Here is a 17379-nt window from a genome sequence, read left to right as displayed (position 1 = left end):
CAGCCAGCCATGCTCTCCCGTCTGAGGCCCCGCGCTGATAGTCCGCTCCTTTCCCCGTGCGGAACGAAACCGCCCGACCCCTCCAGAGTAGGGTGCTCAGTCCTCGGTGGCGGTTTCCGTTTCGTCCCCTTCCCCCGAATCCCCCTCTTCCTCCTCCGGAGGAGCGGACGGTTCGTCCAGCTCGTCCGCGGCCTCCTCCCCCTCTTCCTCTTCGGAGGCATCCGGTTCATGCGGTTCTTCCTTCCCCGCCAACTCCTCACCGGCAAGGCGCCGGTAGGTCGCCAGCAACCGGTTAACCCGTGCCAGCAGGCGGCGGGGGTCGAGGGGTTTGGCCAGGAAATCGTCGGCCCCCGCTCCCAGGGCGGCGGCCTCCCGCCCCACGTCCTCTTCCTCGCCGATCAGAATGAGGGGAATATCCCGCAGGCTCTCCTCCCGCCGCAAGGTCTCGGCCAGGGCCTCGCCGGCAAGCTCGGGGGCGTCCGCCTCGGCCACCACCAGCTCGGGGCGATGGTGCCGGATGAGGTCCAGGCCCTGCCGCCCGGAATCGCTGGTCTCCACCTCCAGGCCCTCGTCCTCCAGCAGCAGGGCCAGCATCTTGACCGTGGCCGCCTCGACGCCGATCACCAGGGCACGGCTTCGGCGCTCGCCCTCCCCGTCCTCCCCCTGGTCCCGGAAGGTGGCGGCGCGGTGGGCGGCCGGGCCGCGGTCCGCCCAGGGCTTATCGGACTCCTCCCACAGGCGGCCGCCGTCCACCTCCACCCCGGGGGGCAGTTCCAGTGCGCGCAGCACCTCGGTCAGGGACACCTTGCCCTGCATGGCCTTGATCAGGCCGTCCTCGAACATCAGGTGCATGCCGCTGGTCCGCGCCGTGTCCACCAGCTCCGATTCCATGACCCCCTTGTGGATCCCCTCGCGCACCTCGGCGTCGGCAAGCAAAAGCTCGTAGGCGCCGATCCGGCCCTTGGTGCCCTGGCCGTCGCAGGCGGAACAGCCCTTGCCCTCGTAAAAGACCACCTCCTCGGGGATGTTGTACTTGGTGCGGAGGCCCTCCCCCACCTCCACCGGCTCGCTGCATTCGGGGCAGTTGCGGCGCAGGAGGCGCTGGGCGAGGACCCCGGAAACGCTGGAGGCCAGCAGGTAGCCGGGCACGCCCATGTCGAGGAAGCGGGTTACCGCGCCGGCGGCGGAGTTGGTGTGCAGCGTGGAGAAGACCATGTGGCCGGTCTCCGCGGATTCCAGCGCGATCTCGGCGGTCTCCTGGTCGCGGATCTCGCCCACCATGATGACGTTGGGGTCCTGGCGCAGGATGGAGCGCAGCCCGGCGGCGAAGGTCATGCCGGCCTTGGGGTTCACCGGCACCTGGTTGATCTTGGCCAGCTGGTACTCCACCGGATCCTCCACCGTGATGATGTTCACGTCCTCCTGGTTGATGGCGCCGAGGACGGAATACAGGGTGGTGGTCTTGCCCGATCCGGTGGGTCCGGTAACCAGCAGCATGCCCTGGGGCTGGTGCATGATGGCTTCGATCCGCTCCCGCTCCCCGGGCAGGAAGCCCAGCTTGTCCAGCTCCAGTCCCTCCCCCGACTGGTCCAGGACGCGCATCACCACCTTCTCCCCCCAGTAGGTGGGGAGGGTGGACACGCGCAGGTCCAGGGGCTCGTCGCGGTAATGGAGCTTGATGCGGCCGTCCTGGGGACGCCGGGCCACGGAGATGTCCATGCCGCCGAGGACCTTGATGCGCGAGACGATGGCGTTGCGGGCCTTGGCGGGGAGGTTCATCACCTCGCGGAGGGCCCCGTCCACCCGGAAGCGCACCGTGACCATGGACTCCTGGGGCTCGATGTGGATGTCCGAGGCCCCCTTGTGGATGGCGCGGATCAGGATGTCGTTGACGATCTTGACGATGGGCGAGGCGGTGCTTTCCTGCAGCAACCGCTGGGCGGCTTCGTTCTGCTCCTCCTCCTCGTCGTCGGCGTGGCCCTCGTCCTCCATCTCGTTGAGGGCGTCCTGGAGGAAGTCGTATTCCTCCTCTTCCGGGGCTTCCTCCTCAGGCTCCTCCGGGGGCGGGAACAGTTCATCCAGTTTTTCCCGCAGGGCGGACCGGGCGGCAAGGACCGGTTTGATGGGCCGCCCGATGGAAAAGCGCACCTCGTCCACCCGGGCGACGTTCCAGGCCTCGGCCATGGCCACCACGATGGCGTGGCCCTTCTTGTGCAGGGGAATGGCCAGGTAGCGGCGCGCGGTGCTGACGGGAAGCAGGGGCAGCAGGTCGGCGTCCAGCGGGGCTTCGTCCAGGTCCACGGTGGCCACGTGGTAGCGGTCGGCGACGAACTGGACCAGCTCCCCTTCGGCCACCGCGCCCGTGTCGATGAGGGCCTGGTCCAGGGGGATGTTCTCGGCCCGGGCGTGCTCCCGCGCCTCCTCCAGGGTTTCGGGGTCCGCCAGGCCGCTTTCGATCAGCTCCTGGGGAAGGTCCGATGGCCGTGCGGTGGTCAAGGCTGGCTCCGCGCCCCCTCAGCCGATGCGCAGCGAGGAGGCCACGTCCAAGCCGATCCGGTAGCCGTCCCCCTCCGCCCGGCAATTGGTGATAAGGCCTTCATGGATCTCCTCCTCGCTCTCGCCGTCGATGTCCAGGCGGGCGTAGGTTTCCGGCGTCAGCTCCTCGAAGGCCCGGAGGCCGAAGCCCGTGGCGGAGCGGTCGACGATCTCAACGGGGTAGGCCACGCCGTGGACCACGAGACGCCCCTTGCCGCCGTCCTCCTCCCGGGGGGCGAGGCGCCGCTCCTCGCCGGTCCGTTCCCGCAGGCGCACCAGCCGGTCCCGGGTCATGCGCAGGTAATCGGTGATCACGGGGTCGATGGGGCCCTGCTCCGCGGCGTCGGCCAAGCGGTCCAGGCGCGCCAGGAGGTCGTCGAAGCTGCGGATCGGGTCCTCCGTCATTCCCCACCCTCCAGCTCGAAGCGGGCCATGGACTCCACATGGGCCGTGTGCGGAAACATGTTGGCGATCCCCGCCTCCTTCAGCCGATAGCCGGCCTGGGCCAGGATGGCGGCGTCGCGCGCCAGAGTGGCCGGGTTGCAGGAGACGTACACCACCCGCCGCGGCCGCAGCTCCCCGGCCAGCTGCTTCACCGCCTCCACGGCCCCGCTGCGCGGCGGGTCGAGCAGAACCTTGTTGCATTCCGCGGCCCCGGGGATGTCCGCCAAGCGCGTCTCGGTGAGATCCGCCGTGGCAAACCGGGTCCGCTCCTGCAGCCCGTTGGCGGCGGCGTTGTCGGCGGCCCGGGCGACAAGGGCCTCCTCCCCTTCCAAGCCCACTACCTGGGCGCCGCGGACCGCGGCGGGCAGGGAGAAGTTGCCGATCCCGCAGAAAAGGTCGAGGAGGCGGTCGCCCTCCCCGGGCTCCAGAAGGGCCAGGGCCCGGCTCACCAGCTGGCGGTTTACCTCAGCGTTGACCTGGATGAAGTCCGTGCTGCCGAAGCGCAGGGTCAGGCCGAACTCGGGGAGGGAGTAGCGGAGGTCGGCGGGGCGCTCGGGGTCGATGGGCATGGCGGTCTCCGGGCCCTTGGACTGGGTCTCCACCACCACACCCTGCTGCCGCTGGAAATCCAGCAGAAGCTGCCGGTCGGAATCGGTGAGCTCGGTGAGATGACGGAGCACCACCACCGCGTCGCCTTCCGTGTCGGCCACCTCCGCCTGGGGAACGCGATCCGGCCGGCTCAGGCTCGCCACCAGCTCCTTGAGCGCGGGGATCAGGGGCTCCAGGCGCGGGGCCAGCACCGGACAGGCGTCCATCTGCGTCACGTAGCTGCTCGCCCGCTCCCGGAAGCCCACCAGGACCCCCTTGTTGCGCACCGACCGGATGCTCAAGCGGGCCTTGGCCCGGTAGGCCCAGTGGGGACCGTCGAGCGGGTCCAGCCGGCGCTCCGGGGACACCCCGCCGGTGCGCTCCAGGTTGTCGGCGAGCATGCGGTCTTTCGCCGCCACCTGGGCCTCCGGGTCCAGGTGCTGGAGGGAGCAGCCGCCGCACAGGCCGAACACCGGACAGGGGGGATCCCCGCGGTCCGGACTGGCCTCCAGGATCTCGGCCACCCGCGCCTGATCGTAGTGCCGGCCCCGCTTGGTGTAGCGGAAAGTCACCCGCTCCCCGGGCAGGGCGCCGTCGACGAATACCACCTTGTCCTCCACCCGGCCCACGCCCCGTCCGTCGTGGTCCAGGTCGTCGATGCGGACCTCTCCCGCGATTTCCTGGCTGGACGCCTTAGCCGTCATGCCGTCCCGTCCATGCGTCGTGGAAGGCCTGGAGGTGCTCCTCGCCGGAGCCGGTCAGGTGCCCCGCCAGGAGCCGGAACTCCTCGTCCCGCTCCCCGGGAGCGAGCTGCCCCGTGTTCACCAGCCAGTGCAGGTAGACCCCGTAGGTGTTCAGCACGTCCGTCTCGCAGTATTGGCGGATGCCCGCGATATCGCCCTCCAGCCAGGAATCCAGCACCTGGCTGCCGTCCATGCCCATCTTGCCCGGGAGCCCCAGCAGGGTGGCGATCTGGTCCAGGGGGGCGTTGGCGTTGCCCTGGTAGCCGGCCAGGACGTCCATGAGATCGGTGTGGCGCTTGTGGAAACGGTTCAGGTAGTTGTTGAAGCGGAACTCCCGGTCGCCGTCCCCCTCCTCCCAGTAGCGCGGGGCCACCACCTCGTTGATCAGGCCGCGGTAGTGGAGCACGGGGAGGTCGAAGCCGGAGCCGTTCCAGGACACCAGCGTAGGGGTGTAGCGCTCCAGGCCGTCGAAGAAATGCTGGATGAGCTCGCCCTCGGTGGACTCGGCCTCGCCCAGGGACCAGACCTTGACCCCCTCCTCCAGGCGGGGATGCCGGAAGATCACCGAGATGGCCACCACCCGGTGCAGGTGGTGGCGCAGGAACTCCCGGCCGCCGCTCTCCTGACGGCGCAAGGCCAGCATGGCCCGGACCGTGTCCTCGTCGGAGAGGCCGTCGAGGCCGAACAGGCGGCGGCCGCCCTCGATATCGGGAACGGTTTCGATGTCGAAAACCAGTACGTTCACCCTAGGCATTCCCCGGTTGGCTCGCGTTTGGGGGCCGCGACGCGCCTGCTGGCGCTTCCGGCGCGCAGGCTCAGGGTAGCACGGGGCCTGCCCCCTGTCCCGACCCTTCGGGGGCGGGTTGCTGGGGGAACGGGATCCCTACGTGGGACGGGTGTGGGGTGCGGTTGGGAGGGGGCGGCCTCAGGCGTACAGGCCGGTGCTCAGGTAGCGGTCGCCGCGGTCCGGGGCGATGCCCACCACCACGCCCTCGTCGAGGGCCTCGGCCACCTCCAGCATGGCCACCACCGCGCCGCCGGCGGACAGGCCCAGGAACAGGCCCTCCTCGCGGGCGAGGCGTCGGGCCATGTCCTCGGCGGCCGACTGGTCCACGCCCACGATGCGGTCCACCTGGCTTCGGTCGTAGATTCGGGGCAGATAGGCCTCGGGCCAGGCCCGGATGCCGGGAATGCGGGAGCCCTCGCTGGGCTGGGCGCCGACCACCTCCACCTGGGGCGCGTGCTCCCGGAAATACTGGGAACAGCCCATGATGGTGCCGGTGGTGCCCATGGAGGAGACGAAATGGGTGACCCGCCCCTGCGTGTCCCGCCAGATCTCGGGGGCGGTGGCCTCGTAGTGGGCGCGCGGATTGTCGGGGTTGGCGAACTGGTCGAGCATGACCGCGCCCGGATCGGCCTCGATCATCTCCCGGGCGCGGTCGATGGTGCCCTCCATGCCCTGGTCGGCCGGGGTAAGCTCCAGCCTGGCGCCGTAGGCGCGCATGAGCATCTTGCGCTCCTCGCTGGCGCTCTCCGGCATCACCAGGGTGATCTCGTAGCCCCGCACCGCCGCCACCATGGCCAGGGCGATCCCGGTGTTGCCCGAGGTGGGCTCGATGATGCGGGAGCCCGGGGCCAGTTCCCCCCGTTCCTCGGCGCCGAGGATCATGGACAGGGCCGGACGGTCCTTCACCGAGCCCGCCGGGTTGTTCCCCTCCAGCTTGATCAACAGGCGGACGGGCTTGTCCCGGGGGCCTATGCGGCGCAGCTCGCAGAGCGGGGTGTTGCCGACCAGCTCTTCCAGTCTCGCCATGGGGTCCTCTTGCCGGGTGGGTGGAAGGTCGGGAGGGCTGTGGGCTCAGTCCTCGGAATGCTCCAGGCGGTGGAGGTGGCGCCGGGCTACCGGGTCGCCCTGCTTGGCCGCGGCGGCGTACCAGCCTCGGGCGGCGTCGGGGTCCGGATCCAGGCCGATGCCCTGCTCCAGGAACTCCCCGTAGCTGCGCTGGGCGGGGGCGAGGCCCTGCTCGGCGGCCTGCCGCATCCAGTAGGCCGCCTGGGCCGGATCGGTGGGGAGCCCGCGGCCGCGCAGATACCGGTTGGCGAGGTGCCGCTGGGCGCGGGGCTCGCCCTCCTGTGCGTCCGCTTCCAGAAGGCGGACCTTTTCCTCGTCGCTTTCCCGGGCCATGGCGCACTCCCCCTCACCGGATGCAGCCCTATTCTACAAGACACCCCCGCCAGGTCCCGATCCCGGTGGCGGGCCTGACGGGGGCGTGGTACGGGTGGGCCGCTCCGGGGCCGTGGAGCCGGCGGCCGGGGCCCTGAACAGGCTCAGTGCTTCACCTCGTGGCCCAACCGGGTCTCCACGGACTGGACCTTGTCCGTCAGGGCGCCCTTCTCACCCCGCTGATAGTCCATGGTCAGGACCGTGTAGAAGCGTTCGCTGTCCTTTTCCACCAACCGCTCGCAGTCCTTGATGAGGTCGAAGATCTCGTCGAGCTCGCCCTCGATCTGCGTGCCCATGGCCGTCAGGCGGTACTCCAGGCCGCTCTTCTCCACCCGCTCCACCACCTGGGCAACCAGGTCGCCGACGTGGCCGCCGCTGTGGGTCAGGGGGATCACGGAGTAATTCACGGTATAGGCCATCGGAAGCTCCCCGTAGGTTGAAGGCCCGCCCCGTGGCCGACCGGAGCGGTTGCTGTACAATCGTGGGCCCCACCCGCAGGCTGGCTGCGACCCGGCCCAAGCTTTTGCAGGATCGGCATTACCGGCATGGAGCACGACCCTCGGCGGGCCGCAGGCTATATCGTTGCCTCGGCATTCATGTTTGCCCTCACCGGGGCGACCGTCAAGGCGGCCTCCGCCCATCTCCCCTACACCGAGGTGGTTTTCTTCCGGAGCTTCCTGGGGCTGGTGGCCCTGGCCCCCTGGTTGATCCGCGGTGGCATGGCGGGCCTACGCACCGAGCATCCCGGCCTGCACCTGTTCCGAGGGCTTACCGGCCTGGCGGCCATGTACTGCTTCTTTTACGCCCTCGGCCACCTGGAGCTGGCCACGGCGGTGCTGCTCAATTACAGCGCCCCCCTGTTCATCCCCTTCATCGCCGCCCTCTGGCTGGGCGAGCCCGTGCCCCGGGCCCTGCGGTGGGCCATTCCCATCGGTTTCGTGGGGATCGCCCTCATCCTGCAGCCCGGGAAGGGCATGCTGGAGCCGGCCGCCCTGCTGGGCGTTATTGCTGGGGTGCTGGCGGCGGTGGCCTTCGTGGCCGTTCGCCGGCTCCACGCCAGCGAGCCCACCACGCGGATTGTGTTCTATTTCGGGGTCATCTCCACCCTGGGCTCCGCCCTGCCCCTGCCCTGGACCTGGCAGACCCCCGAGCCCGCCCTGTGGGCCCTGCTGGCGGCCATGGGGATCTGCGCCACCGGCGGGCAGCTCCTGCTCACCCGGGGCTACGCCTATGCCCCGGCCGCGCAGGTGGGTCCCTTCACCTACACCGTGGTGGTGTTCTCCGCGGTGGTGGGCTGGGTGGTCTGGGGCGAGGTGCCCGGGACGCCGGCCGTGTTCGGGGCCCTGCTGGTGATCCTGGCCGGAGGGCTGGCCATCCGCGAGCGGGGAGCGGCGCGGCGCCGGAGCTGACCGGTTTGCCACCCATCCGGGCCGGGTTTATCTTGCCGAGTAAGGACCAGGAGCCCCGGTTGGATCCTCGCCTCGTCACCGCCACGTCCGGGTTAGCAAGGAGGTATGCGCCATGGCCGATTCGGAGTTCCAGGAAATCCGCCGCCACATCCGCGACCGCGTGCCCTTCGACAACCCCTTCCCGGAGGAAGAGGTCCGGGAGCGCTACCACGAGTACGGCCTGACCCCGCTGGAGTACACCTGCGACTGGCCGAAGGAGTACGAGCACGCCCCGCCCGAGCCCTTCATCGAATTCTTCTGGGATGAGCAAGAGGGTCTGTGGGTCCTGCGCCACGCCTACGAGGATGGCGTGGAGGACACCAGCACCATGTGGCCCTTCAGCTACCTCGAGGAAATGGAGCAGAAGGAGATCCGCAACTTCCTCTGGCAGCACGAGATTGAGGTTTAAGTCCCCCTAGGAAGGGAGCGGGGGATGCACACCGGAAGGGGGTGGGACTTCGGCCTGTCCCGGGAGAACGCGCCCTCCCCTGACAGTCCTTTCAGGGCGGGGGCAATGGGCGCGGCTTTTGCCGCCGTTCCGGTTCTTTTCCGCTAAAGGTAGGCCCCGACCTTCCGCTCGAAGTCGGGAAAGTACTTGGCGATGACGGAGACGTCGAAGGTGCCCAGGATGGCCTCCTTGGGCTCGCGGTCCAGGAGGAAGCGGAAGGCCGCCTCCAAGCAGGCCTCCGGGGAGGCCTGCCCGCAAATCCGTGCCTGATGGTCCGCGGCGAAGGTCACCCGGTGGCTGGACTGGCCACCGCCCTCGCTTACCGTGACCTCGAATTCCATGGGGTCGCCGTCGCCTACCCGCTTCACCTCGATCATCCATCACCCCCAAGGGCTGGTTGGCGGAGGGGGAGGGATTCGAACCCCCGGGGCCCGAAGGCCCAACGGATTTCAAGTCCGCCGCATTCGTCCACTCTGCCACCCCTCCGACGGTCCGTATCCTAGCAAAGATGGCCCCGGGCCGCCTTGCCTCCCGGGATCCGGCCACGGGCCTGGTGTTGTCCCCTGCCCCGTAGTCTCCGGGCTAGCCTGGAAACCCGGAGGAAGGTCCGCGAGGGACGCCCCGAGGCTACCACCCCACCGACTGCAAGCAAATCCGTCCCCAGCCGCTTCCCCGGCAAACCGAGAAATGTCCGGATTCCCTCCCTAGGGCGCCCCGCTTACGCTGCTACCCCCTTGGTTTCACCTAACGGTGCTTCCTTCCCGGACATTAACTGAACAAAGAGTTCGGTCTTTTGTCCTTTACTTCCCTACCACTTTCGACAAAAAAGATTTCAACCATCAGAAAAATAAAGACTTTCCAGCCAAAAAGGCAGGACTGGAGAATATGGGAAAGCCGCAGGAAGTTACGGGTTCTCCCGATGTTGTCCTTTTTCCCCGCTTACGTCCTACTGACCGTAAAGGACACCGACGGAGCCTGTCCTCGGGACCCGGGATAAACAGGGATGGTAGGGGCACGCGGAATCGACCGACCCTTGCCGGCACGATGGGCGGGAGCGGGCGCCTCGGGGCTCCTTGGCGTAGGCCCCGAGGCCTTTCGCAGCCCGATCCGCAGGTGCCGTGCATCGGACTCGGGCTGCCTCCCGGCTTTTGGGTTTTCGCACAGGCCCGCTTCGCGTGAACCGGGAAAGCCGACGCGGGATTTTACAGCTCCCAGCTGGCTGGAGGGTAACGAAATCCCCTGTTTTCCTTGCAATTTCTAAGAATAGAGAAGCATTCCCGGGTGGAGCGCCCTGTAAACAAACCGTATAGCCATAGGGAAAGCGTTTAGAGGCGTTGCCTTCCGCGCCCGCATCCGACGGATTCCAAAGGGGGGGGACCCTGTTGGCACGGCGGATGCAAAGAAGATTGGGAAGGCTGTCTTTGCCATACCCAGGGACGGTCATTCCTAGCATTAAGAACTTCTTGCCAGGAGGAGATCCCATGCAAGAGCTGATCCGCCGTTTCGTGCACGAAGAATCCGGGGCCACCATGGTGGAATACGCCATTATGGTGGCGTTAATCGCCGTTGTTGCGATTGCAACTGTAGTCACCTTGGGCGGTGAAGTTGAGGCAGCCTTCGATAACATCGTAACAACGCTCCAAAATCCAGACGCGTAAAAGTTATTACGGGTTTTCCGGTCGGGAACAACCCGGCCGGTTTCCTAGTTATCTATCTGAATTTGGTGAGCCCGCAAAATGCCCGCAGTTTTATCCAGCCTGACATCCTTGCCTGTTATCGGGGTGCTCATTCCCATACTCATAGCTGGGTGCTTTTTCGATCTGCGCGAGCACCGCATCCCCAACCGGCTGGTGCTTGCCGGACTGGGGGCGGGGCTGGCGGTCAACGCCTGGATAGGCGGCCTAGCGGGGCTTCTTTATGCCCTCGCGGGCGCCCTGCTCCTGCTCGGGCTCACCTTTCCGCTGTTCGCCCTGGGCTGGTTCGGGGCCGGGGACGTGAAGCTGCTGACCGCCGTGGGCGCCATCGTCACCTGGAAATTGGCCCTGGCCGTCCTGGGGGGGGTGGTCCTGGCGGGGGGCCTCCTGGGCGTATTTGCCCTGATCTGGCGGGCCGGGCTGCGGGCGTCCTGGCAGCGGCTGGGCCTTTCGCCTGCAACCAGGCAGCCTCTGACCGGAAGCGAGGCCGGCTCCGGGCCGGTGCAGCTGCCCTACGCGGTGGCCATTGCCGTTGGGACCCTCGCCGGCCTCTTCCTGGCCCCGAGCTTACCGGCCTTGATCTTGTGACGGTTCCGAAAAGGGGTACCTGGTCATGAGTCTGCCCTCCCCCGCCGCGGAGGCCACCCCGGAGGTCCTGGGGCGGTTCCGCCACCGGAAGCTTTCCCGCCAGGGCCAACGCCGGGCGGATGGACCCACCTATCCCGGCGCACCCCGCGAGCAGGCCGATTTGGGGGTGGGCCCGGAGACCCTGGTCCGGCTCCTGCTGAAGCACCTGCACACGGGCGGTGCCCAGCGTCTCGACGAGCTGGGCCGGAACCTGGGGGTGCCCGTGTCCCTGCTGCAGGAAACCATCACCTTCCTGCGGCGCGAGCACCTGGTGGATGTCCAAGGCGCCCGCCCGGGGGCCCCGAGCGGCACCGAGACCTACTTCCTCAGCCAGCAGGGCCGGGACCGGGCCCGCTCCCACCTCGAGGACGACGGCTACGTCGGCCCGGTGCCCGTTCCTCTGGAGCAGTTCCAGCGCCAGATCGAGGCCCAGAGCGTGCGCTGGACCGTGGTGGACCGCACCGCCATGGACGAGGCCTTCGCCGGCTTGGTGGTCCCCGAGCGGGTCCTCGAGCAGCTCGGAGCGGCCTTCAACAGCGCCAGCTCCCTGTTCATCTACGGCCCGGCGGGCACCGGCAAGACCCTGCTGGCAACGCAGTTCGCCCATCTCCTCCAGGGCGATGTGGCGGTGCCCCACGCCGTCTCCGTGGACGGCCAGATCGTGCGGGTCTTCGACCCCGTCTACCACAAGCCCGCGGAGGCCCCCGCCGCCCGGACCCCGGACCCTTCCCTGGACCGGCCCGGTGAGGACTGGGATCGACGCTGGGTCCGGTGCCGGCGTCCGGTGGTGATTGCCGGCGGCGAGCTGACGGCGGACATGCTCGATCCCGCTTACCACGCCGCCGGCAACTTCTACGAGGCTCCGCTGCAGGTGAAGGCCGCCGGGGGCCTGCTCATGATCGACGACCTGGGCCGGCAGCAGGTGGAGGTCACCACCCTCCTGAACCGGTGGGTGGTGCCCCTGGAGGCGGGGATCGACTACCTGGCCCTGCAGAGCGGCGCCAAGTTCCCCGTCCCCTTCGACGTGTTCCCCATCTTCGCCACCAACCTCCGGCCGCAGGATCTCGCCGACAACGCCTTCCTGCGTCGCCTGGGCTACAAGGTCTATCTGGGGCACCTCGACGAGGCGGACTACCGGGCCATCTTCGCCCAGTACTGCCGCGCCAACGGGCTGGAATACCGTGACGAGGCGGTGGACTACCTGCTACGGGCCCACTACGAGCCCACCGGCACGCCTTTGATCGCGTGCCACCCGCGGGACCTGATCAACAAGGTCATCGAGTTCGCGCTGTTCGAGGGCGAGGAGCCCAGGCTCTCCGAGGAGGCCCTGGCGCGGGCCTGGCAGGTTTATTTCGTTCAAGGGTAGGCCGGACGCGGCCGCCCCTCGGTGGGAGGCACCATGGAGAGACGGGCCCTGATCACCCTTTCCGTCGCCGTCGTCATCGGTGGCATCGCCGTCTGGCTGCTCAACACCCAGCTGCAGCCCCCGGAGCCGGAGGTGGTGGAGACTTCCGCGGTGGAGACCCGGCCCGTGGTGGTGGTCACCGAGGACCTGGCGGCCGGGGACGACCTCCGGGACCTCCTGGTGACCACGGTGGACTGGCCGAAGGAGGCCGTTCCGGAGGGGGCCTATGCGGACCCCGACAGGCTGCTCGGGGGGGACGCCCCACCCACCCTGACCAAGGAGATCCGCAAGGGGGAGCCGGTCCTGGACTACAAGGTGGCCGGCAAAGGCCGGCTGCGGGGCCTGACCGCAAAAATCCCCGAGGGGATGCGGGCCATAACCATCCCCGTCAACGAGGTCCGCGGCGTGGGCGGTTTTGTCCTGCCCGGCGACCGGGTGGACGTCCTGCACACCACCACCGCGGGACGGATCCGGGAGGACAAGGTCACCCGCATCCTCGAGCAGAACCTGCGGGTCCTGGGGATCGACCAGGTGGCCTCCGAGGAGGAGGAGGAGCCCAAGGTGGTGAATACGGTCACCCTGCGGACGACCCCCGAGCAGGCGCAGCGCATCACCCTGGCCGAAAGCGTCGGGGAGCTCAGCCTGGCCCTGCGCAACGAGGGGGACGGGCAAACCCCCAGGCCGAACGTTATCGCCACCGGCAACCTGATCACTCCACCCGCCAACCCCCGGCCCGTGGCCTCCTCTTCCTCAAAGGAAAAGACCAAGAAGGCCTCTTCGGACCGCAAGGTGGAGCTGATCCGGGGTTTGGTGGTCGAGGAGAAGCGGGTCCCGGAAGGCCAGGAGGCCTCGCCGGATGGCCCCGAGCAACAGGCGAAGGCGGACCAATGAGGGCGGCAAGATTGCTGGGGAAGACAAACGGAGCACGGGGCAACGTCGCCCATTGGCTGGGTGCGGTTGTCGCCCTTCTGGGAGTGGCGGCCCCCATTACCGCCATCGGCCAGGGAGACCAGGGAAAAAAGGTGGAGCTGGAGCTCGGCGATCAGGAGAAGGAGGAATTCCGGCTCGCGGTGGGGAAATCCAAGATCCTCCGCTCCCCCCGTCCCGTTGAACAGTTAATCCTCGGCAGCCAGGAGGTGGCCGACGTCAAGCTCCTGACCTCCCGGCAGGTGCTGATTCTCGGGAAGTCGCCCGGCCTGACCAACCTGGCCCTGCGCAGCGAGCAAGGCGATCTCATCGCTCTGCTGGACGTCCTGGTGGGCCACGACCTGACCGCCATCAAGCGCAAGCTCCATGAGGTTCTCCCCGAGGAGGAGGACATCCAGGTCCGGGCCTCCAGCGGTTCGGTCCTCCTCTCCGGCCAGGTGTCCAGCAAGGAGGCCATGGACACGGCCCTTGCCGTCACCCGCAGCTTCGCCGGCGAAAATGTCACCAACCGCCTGCAGGTGGGCGGGGGGCAGCAGGTCCTCCTGGAGGTGAAGGTGTCCGAGGTGAACCGGGATGCCCTGCGCTCCCTGGGAGTGGATACCACCAACAACCTGGGCGATACCCCACAGGGCGGCAACAACTTCGGCAGCCCCGCGCCCGGCATGGCGGGAACCCCCGAGGCGGGGGCCTCTGGGACCGCGGGCGACGATTTCGCCTTCGACTTCCTGCAGGAAAGCACCCTCCAGGCCACCCCCTTCGGGACCCTGGGCATGCTGTTCGAGGGAGTGAACTTCCAGGTCAAGGCCCTCGAGGAGAAGGGCCTGGCAAGCACCCTCGCCGAGCCCAACATCATCGCCCTGTCCGGGCAGGAGGCCAGCTTCCTGGTGGGCGGGGAGTTCCCGGTGCCGGCGGCCCAGTCCTCGGCGGGGGCGGAGGGCATGAACGCCATTACCGTGGAATTCAAGGAGTTCGGTGTGGGGCTGGAGTTCACCCCCACGGTGCTTTCCCCCGGCAAGATCAATATCAACCTGCAGACCGAGGTCTCCAACATCGACCCCACCGCCAGCTTCCGGACGCCGGGCGGGTTCAATATCCCCGGCCTGGCCACCCGGCGGGCGTCGTCCACGGTGGAGCTCGGGGACGGGGAAAGCTTCGCCCTCGCCGGGCTGATCGAGAGCGAGGACCAGAGCACGGTGACCAAATTCCCCGTCCTGGGGGACATCCCGATCCTGGGGGCGCTGTTCCGCAGCACCGATTTCCAGCAGAACCAGAGCGAGCTGGTGATCATCGTCACCCCCCATCTGGTAAAGCCCGCCCGGGCGGAGCGGATGGCCCTGCCCACCGACGGCGTCCTGCCCCCCAGCCGGTTCGACCAGTACCTCATGGGCCGGGTGGAAGGACTGGCCCCCGAGGAGCCGGGAGACGGGCACCGGGAGGCGGATGAGGCCCCGGCCGGGACTCCGCCCGAGGACGGGGGCATGGAAGGCGCCTACGGACATCAGCTGTGAGGGAACGGACCATGAACCACAACGCACCCGCGGCGATTCTGGCAATCGCCCTGCTCCTGGCGGGCCCGCCGGCCCTCGGGAAGGCAGGCGGCGAGGACGCCCGACACGGCGACGCGGTCCGCAACAACATGAAGGTCCAGCTTCTGAATCCCGAAGCGCCCCGCCAGGACCCTACGGCCACCCCTCTCGACGGGCCCAAGGCCGAGCGGGTGCTGGAGAACTACCGAACCGAACAGAACGAGGCGGACGGGGAGCGGCTTCTCGAGAACATGCAGGGACAATGAGGCCCCGGGAGGTAGGTGCCATGCGGGGCATCCAAAAGCGGGAAGGCGGGGCGGTCCTGCCCATGATGGCCATTCTGATCGCGGTCTTGCTGGGAATGACGGGCCTGGCCCTGGATTTCGGCCGCCTGGCGCTGTGGAAGAGCCGGCTGCAGAACGCCGCGGACGGGGCGGCCCTGGCGGCGGCCACGGAGCTGAACGCCCGATACGGGGCCCTGGAGCGGGCCCGGCAGGCCGCCCGGGAGATGCTGGAGCCCCAAGGAATCCCGCTGGAGGACGTCCTGCCGGACGAGAACTTCACCTTCTACGCCACCATTGGCTCCAGCCGGGACCCCGAAGGCTCCGGAAAGGTGGAGACCACCTCCTACCGGGAGGCGCATTACGCGGAGGTCCGGATCGAGCAATGGCCAGTGGACCTCCTATTCCTGCCCGTCCTGGACGTCCTGCCCGGGGTTTCCATGCAGGACGAGCTTCGGGTGGATGTCCGGGCACTCGCCGGGCGGCACTACTATATGTGCGAATTCCCGCCGGTGATGTTCTGCAACCCCTTCGAGGCGGAGGGGGAGACCTTCCGGGAGGCGGTGGACCCCCACCGGCCCGAGGGGCCCCTGCTGGAGCCGGGGGACTCGATGTACCTCAAATACCAAGCGGACCACTGGGAACCCGGCAACTTCGCCTTCCTTCGCCCCTCGGACGAATCGGGGGATCCAGAGCATGGCGCCAAAGCCCTCGGCGAATACATCGCCGACCCGAGCCGCCAGGGGTGTACCTACCCCGACCTCCACACCCGTACAGGCACCGTGCAGAGCTGGCCCAACCACGGTTGGAACACCCGCTTCGATCTCTACAAGGGGATGACCCCCGATGATTTCCCCCCGTCCCCGGGCGTCATGGGCTACCCCCAGGACCAGAGCTTCCGGGACATCGGCGGGATGTCCGAACGCTTCGGCAAGGGGGATTGGCCGGCCGCCGACTATTGGGCCGATTATCACGCCTACCACGGCCAACCCAAGCCGCTGGACTGGGACTCCTGGACCCGCAGGGAGGCCCACTTATGGGAGCTCACCGAGGGCTACCCGCCCTGTGACCCGGACGCCGGCGACGGGGTTAGTTGTCCCGCGGATGCCGATCTGCCCATCCCCGTTCCGGACCACGACACCTACACCGATCCGGCCCCGACTCCCGAGCGGCCCGATCCCGTCCCCGACGGCCTCGCCGACCCGAACCATCTGGATTTCGATTCGGAACCGGCCTCGGTTCCGGGGCGGCGCACCCTGCTCGTGGCCGCGGTTAACTGTGAGGAGCAGGAGGTGAAGGGGGACATGGACGTGATCGCCGAGACCTTCGCCAAGTTCTTCGTCCTCCAGCGGGCCAAGCAGGGGGCCTCGGACACCGACATCGACTTCCTAGTGGAGTACATGGGCCTAGCGAGCGGCAAGGACGAGGAATACCACGTGGATGTTCAGCTCTATGAATAGGGCAAGGGCCGGTGGCGAGGAACGAGGGGCTGCCCTGGTGGAGCTGGCCCTTGTGCTCCCCGTGCTTATGCTCCTGCTGGTGGGGGTCGTCGAGCTGGGGCGGGGCCTCTACCAGAACCACATCCTCGCCAAGGCGGCGGAATCGGGGGCCCGCTATCTGAGCCGGGAGCCCGGGGCATTGGACTGGGAAAGCTGTGCGGAGGGGGAAAACTGGGGCGAGGGTGTCGAGAGGGCCACCCGCCTGGTGGTTTTCGGCGACCCCTTCGGGACCACGGACCCGCTGGTTCCCAACCTCGGAACGGAGAACGTAACCATCGAAGGGCTCGGCCCGGAGCCGATTTCGGGGGAAGGCATGGCGGGCTCTCCCTGCGTGATCCGCGTCCGGGCCGCCGCGGATTTCGACCCGGTGATCGCCACGGGGGAATTCCTCCCCCTCGGTGACCTAGTCCTCCGGGCCATGGCGGAGGAACGCTACGTTGGGGAATGAGCCTTTACCACGGGCCGAGGAATTCCAGGATCAGGCCGGCGCGGCCCTGGTGGAGCTGGCCGTGGGTCTGATGCTCTTTCTCGTGCTGGTTCTGGGTGTACTGGAATTCGGCTACGCCCTGTTCAACTGGTCGAGGGTAGCCGAGGCCACCCGCGCGGGCGTCCGCACCGCCATCGTCAACGACCCCCAGGCCGACCTCGGTGAGCTGCTCTCCGAGTGCTCCGAGGGGACCTCCGGAGAGGTCCAGGCGGGCCCCAGCGACCGGGTGCTTGCATCCATGAAGACGCTCTACGCTCCGCTTGAGGAGGAGCAGGTGGTGGTGACCTACCGCTGTTCGGGAACGGGCCATGCGGACCGGCCGACGCCGGTGCTGACGGTCACGGTGGAGGTTCAGGACGTGGAGCACCGCCTGATGGTCCCCCACATCCTGGGACTGGAGACGGAGGTGACCCTGCCGGCGTTCGCGTCCAGCCGGACCTCCGAGGATCTGGAGACCCAGCCCGTCTCCTGAGGCTCCTCAAGGACGGATTTCTCGGCAAATG

General features: G+C 68.2%; 19 protein-coding genes and 1 tRNA gene. 11 read left to right on the top strand and 9 right to left on the bottom strand.

Annotated elements, in window-relative coordinates; translation table 11 throughout:
* Window positions 1-96: 96 nt before the first annotated feature.
* The 7 genes from AN478_RS08125 to AN478_RS14120 all read right to left on the bottom strand — a co-directional run bounded on the left by AN478_RS08125 (window position 97) and on the right by AN478_RS14120 (window position 6953).
* A complete protein-coding gene (locus AN478_RS08125) occupies window positions 97-2496 on the bottom strand; it encodes an ATPase, T2SS/T4P/T4SS family (protein WP_054966116.1) in 2400 nt (799 codons plus the stop codon).
* Between the two features lie 18 nt (window positions 2497-2514).
* The gene (locus AN478_RS08120; RefSeq protein WP_054966115.1) at window positions 2515-2940 is read right to left on the bottom strand and encodes a hypothetical protein; all 426 of its coding nucleotides are present in this window, start codon (window positions 2938-2940) and stop codon (window positions 2515-2517) included.
* Entirely contained in the window at window positions 2937-4271 is a 1335-nt protein-coding gene (rlmD, locus tag AN478_RS08115; RefSeq protein ID WP_054966114.1) for a 23S rRNA (uracil(1939)-C(5))-methyltransferase RlmD, read from the bottom strand. Before rlmD ends, AN478_RS08120 begins: the two co-directional genes overlap by 4 nt.
* Window positions 4261-5055: a 3'-5' exonuclease gene (locus tag AN478_RS08110; protein WP_054966113.1), complete on the bottom strand. Its 795-nt coding sequence runs from the start codon at window positions 5053-5055 to the stop codon at window positions 4261-4263. The genes rlmD and AN478_RS08110 overlap by 11 nt, the downstream gene beginning before the upstream one ends.
* A gap of 180 nt (window positions 5056-5235) precedes the next feature.
* Window positions 5236-6123 (bottom strand): cysteine synthase CysM, encoded by an 888-nt coding sequence (cysM, locus tag AN478_RS08105; protein WP_054966112.1) that lies wholly within the window; start codon window positions 6121-6123, stop codon window positions 5236-5238.
* 45 nt (window positions 6124-6168) lie between these two features.
* Window positions 6169-6495 carry a tetratricopeptide repeat protein gene (locus AN478_RS08100; RefSeq protein ID WP_054966111.1) on the bottom strand — a complete coding sequence of 109 codons (327 nt, stop codon included), beginning with the start codon at window positions 6493-6495 and terminating at the stop codon, window positions 6169-6171.
* A 143-nt stretch (window positions 6496-6638) separates the two neighbouring features.
* Complete coding sequence (locus tag AN478_RS14120) at window positions 6639-6953, bottom strand: MTH1187 family thiamine-binding protein (RefSeq protein WP_054966110.1); 315 nt, start codon at window positions 6951-6953, stop codon at window positions 6639-6641.
* A 126-nt stretch (window positions 6954-7079) separates the two neighbouring features.
* Between AN478_RS14120 and AN478_RS08090 the strand changes: the two genes are divergently transcribed.
* The gene (locus AN478_RS08090; RefSeq protein WP_054966109.1) at window positions 7080-7943 is read left to right on the top strand and encodes a DMT family transporter; all 864 of its coding nucleotides are present in this window, start codon (window positions 7080-7082) and stop codon (window positions 7941-7943) included.
* 112 nt (window positions 7944-8055) lie between these two features.
* Window positions 8056-8391: a hypothetical protein gene (locus tag AN478_RS08085; protein ID WP_054966108.1), complete on the top strand. Its 336-nt coding sequence runs from the start codon at window positions 8056-8058 to the stop codon at window positions 8389-8391.
* 143 nt (window positions 8392-8534) lie between these two features.
* Here the strand turns inward: AN478_RS08085 and AN478_RS08080 are convergent, their stop codons facing one another.
* Together AN478_RS08080 and AN478_RS08075 are read right to left on the bottom strand one after the other, a co-directional pair.
* Entirely contained in the window at window positions 8535-8807 is a 273-nt protein-coding gene (locus tag AN478_RS08080) for a hypothetical protein (protein WP_054966107.1), read from the bottom strand.
* 21 nt (window positions 8808-8828) lie between these two features.
* Window positions 8829-8916 (bottom strand) — tRNA-Ser (locus tag AN478_RS08075).
* Between the two features lie 995 nt (window positions 8917-9911).
* On the opposite strand from AN478_RS08075, the gene AN478_RS13580 reads away from it, so the two are divergent.
* The 9 genes from AN478_RS13580 (at window position 9912) to AN478_RS08035 (ending at window position 17348) form a co-directional block, all read left to right on the top strand.
* The gene (locus tag AN478_RS13580) at window positions 9912-10088 is read left to right on the top strand and encodes a Flp family type IVb pilin (RefSeq protein ID WP_074471321.1); all 177 of its coding nucleotides are present in this window, start codon (window positions 9912-9914) and stop codon (window positions 10086-10088) included.
* Between the two features lie 123 nt (window positions 10089-10211).
* Complete coding sequence (locus tag AN478_RS08070; protein WP_176758746.1) at window positions 10212-10712, top strand: A24 family peptidase; 501 nt, start codon at window positions 10212-10214, stop codon at window positions 10710-10712.
* Window positions 10713-10737: 25 nt separating this feature from the next.
* Window positions 10738-12117 (top strand): hypothetical protein, encoded by a 1380-nt coding sequence (locus AN478_RS08065; RefSeq protein WP_054966105.1) that lies wholly within the window; start codon window positions 10738-10740, stop codon window positions 12115-12117.
* Between the two features lie 33 nt (window positions 12118-12150).
* Window positions 12151-13047 carry a Flp pilus assembly protein CpaB gene (cpaB, locus tag AN478_RS08060; protein WP_054966104.1) on the top strand — a complete coding sequence of 299 codons (897 nt, stop codon included), beginning with the start codon at window positions 12151-12153 and terminating at the stop codon, window positions 13045-13047.
* Window positions 13048-13058: 11 nt separating this feature from the next.
* Window positions 13059-14591 (top strand): type II and III secretion system protein family protein, encoded by a 1533-nt coding sequence (locus AN478_RS08055; protein ID WP_054966103.1) that lies wholly within the window; start codon window positions 13059-13061, stop codon window positions 14589-14591.
* Between the two features lie 11 nt (window positions 14592-14602).
* Window positions 14603-14875 (top strand): hypothetical protein, encoded by a 273-nt coding sequence (locus AN478_RS14115; RefSeq protein ID WP_054966102.1) that lies wholly within the window; start codon window positions 14603-14605, stop codon window positions 14873-14875.
* A 20-nt stretch (window positions 14876-14895) separates the two neighbouring features.
* Window positions 14896-16350 carry a TadE/TadG family type IV pilus assembly protein gene (locus AN478_RS08045; protein WP_054966101.1) on the top strand — a complete coding sequence of 485 codons (1455 nt, stop codon included), beginning with the start codon at window positions 14896-14898 and terminating at the stop codon, window positions 16348-16350.
* 37 nt (window positions 16351-16387) lie between these two features.
* Entirely contained in the window at window positions 16388-16837 is a 450-nt protein-coding gene (locus AN478_RS08040; protein WP_054966100.1) for a TadE/TadG family type IV pilus assembly protein, read from the top strand.
* Window positions 16827-17348 (top strand): TadE/TadG family type IV pilus assembly protein, encoded by a 522-nt coding sequence (locus AN478_RS08035; protein WP_054966099.1) that lies wholly within the window; start codon window positions 16827-16829, stop codon window positions 17346-17348. Before AN478_RS08040 ends, AN478_RS08035 begins: the two co-directional genes overlap by 11 nt.
* Window positions 17349-17379: the final 31 nt, after the last annotated feature.

Source organism: Thiohalorhabdus denitrificans, assembly GCF_001399755.1.
Classification (GTDB): Bacteria; Pseudomonadota; Gammaproteobacteria; order Thiohalorhabdales; family Thiohalorhabdaceae; genus Thiohalorhabdus; species Thiohalorhabdus denitrificans.
This window is presented reverse-complemented; position numbering and strand designations above follow the sequence as displayed.

What these genes read in the sequence shown, in the direction of transcription:
- AN478_RS08080 (WP_054966107.1), bottom strand. Translation starts at nt 8,807, where the DNA reads ATGATCGAGGTGAAGCGGGTAGGCGACGGCGACCCCATGGAATTCGAG.
- AN478_RS08085 (WP_054966108.1), top strand. Translation starts at nt 8,056, where the DNA reads ATGGCCGATTCGGAGTTCCAGGAAATCCGCCGCCACATCCGCGACCGC.
- AN478_RS08045 (WP_054966101.1), top strand. Translation starts at nt 14,896, where the DNA reads ATGCGGGGCATCCAAAAGCGGGAAGGCGGGGCGGTCCTGCCCATGATG.
- AN478_RS14120 (WP_054966110.1), bottom strand. Translation starts at nt 6,953, where the DNA reads ATGGCCTATACCGTGAATTACTCCGTGATCCCCCTGACCCACAGCGGC.
- AN478_RS14115 (WP_054966102.1), top strand. Translation starts at nt 14,603, where the DNA reads ATGAACCACAACGCACCCGCGGCGATTCTGGCAATCGCCCTGCTCCTG.
- AN478_RS08065 (WP_054966105.1), top strand. Translation starts at nt 10,738, where the DNA reads ATGAGTCTGCCCTCCCCCGCCGCGGAGGCCACCCCGGAGGTCCTGGGG.
- AN478_RS08090 (WP_054966109.1), top strand. Translation starts at nt 7,080, where the DNA reads ATGGAGCACGACCCTCGGCGGGCCGCAGGCTATATCGTTGCCTCGGCA.
- AN478_RS13580 (WP_074471321.1), top strand. Translation starts at nt 9,912, where the DNA reads ATGCAAGAGCTGATCCGCCGTTTCGTGCACGAAGAATCCGGGGCCACC.
- rlmD (WP_054966114.1), bottom strand. Translation starts at nt 4,271, where the DNA reads ATGACGGCTAAGGCGTCCAGCCAGGAAATCGCGGGAGAGGTCCGCATC.
- AN478_RS08120 (WP_054966115.1), bottom strand. Translation starts at nt 2,940, where the DNA reads ATGACGGAGGACCCGATCCGCAGCTTCGACGACCTCCTGGCGCGCCTG.
- cysM (WP_054966112.1), bottom strand. Translation starts at nt 6,123, where the DNA reads ATGGCGAGACTGGAAGAGCTGGTCGGCAACACCCCGCTCTGCGAGCTG.
- cpaB (WP_054966104.1), top strand. Translation starts at nt 12,151, where the DNA reads ATGGAGAGACGGGCCCTGATCACCCTTTCCGTCGCCGTCGTCATCGGT.
- AN478_RS08100 (WP_054966111.1), bottom strand. Translation starts at nt 6,495, where the DNA reads ATGGCCCGGGAAAGCGACGAGGAAAAGGTCCGCCTTCTGGAAGCGGAC.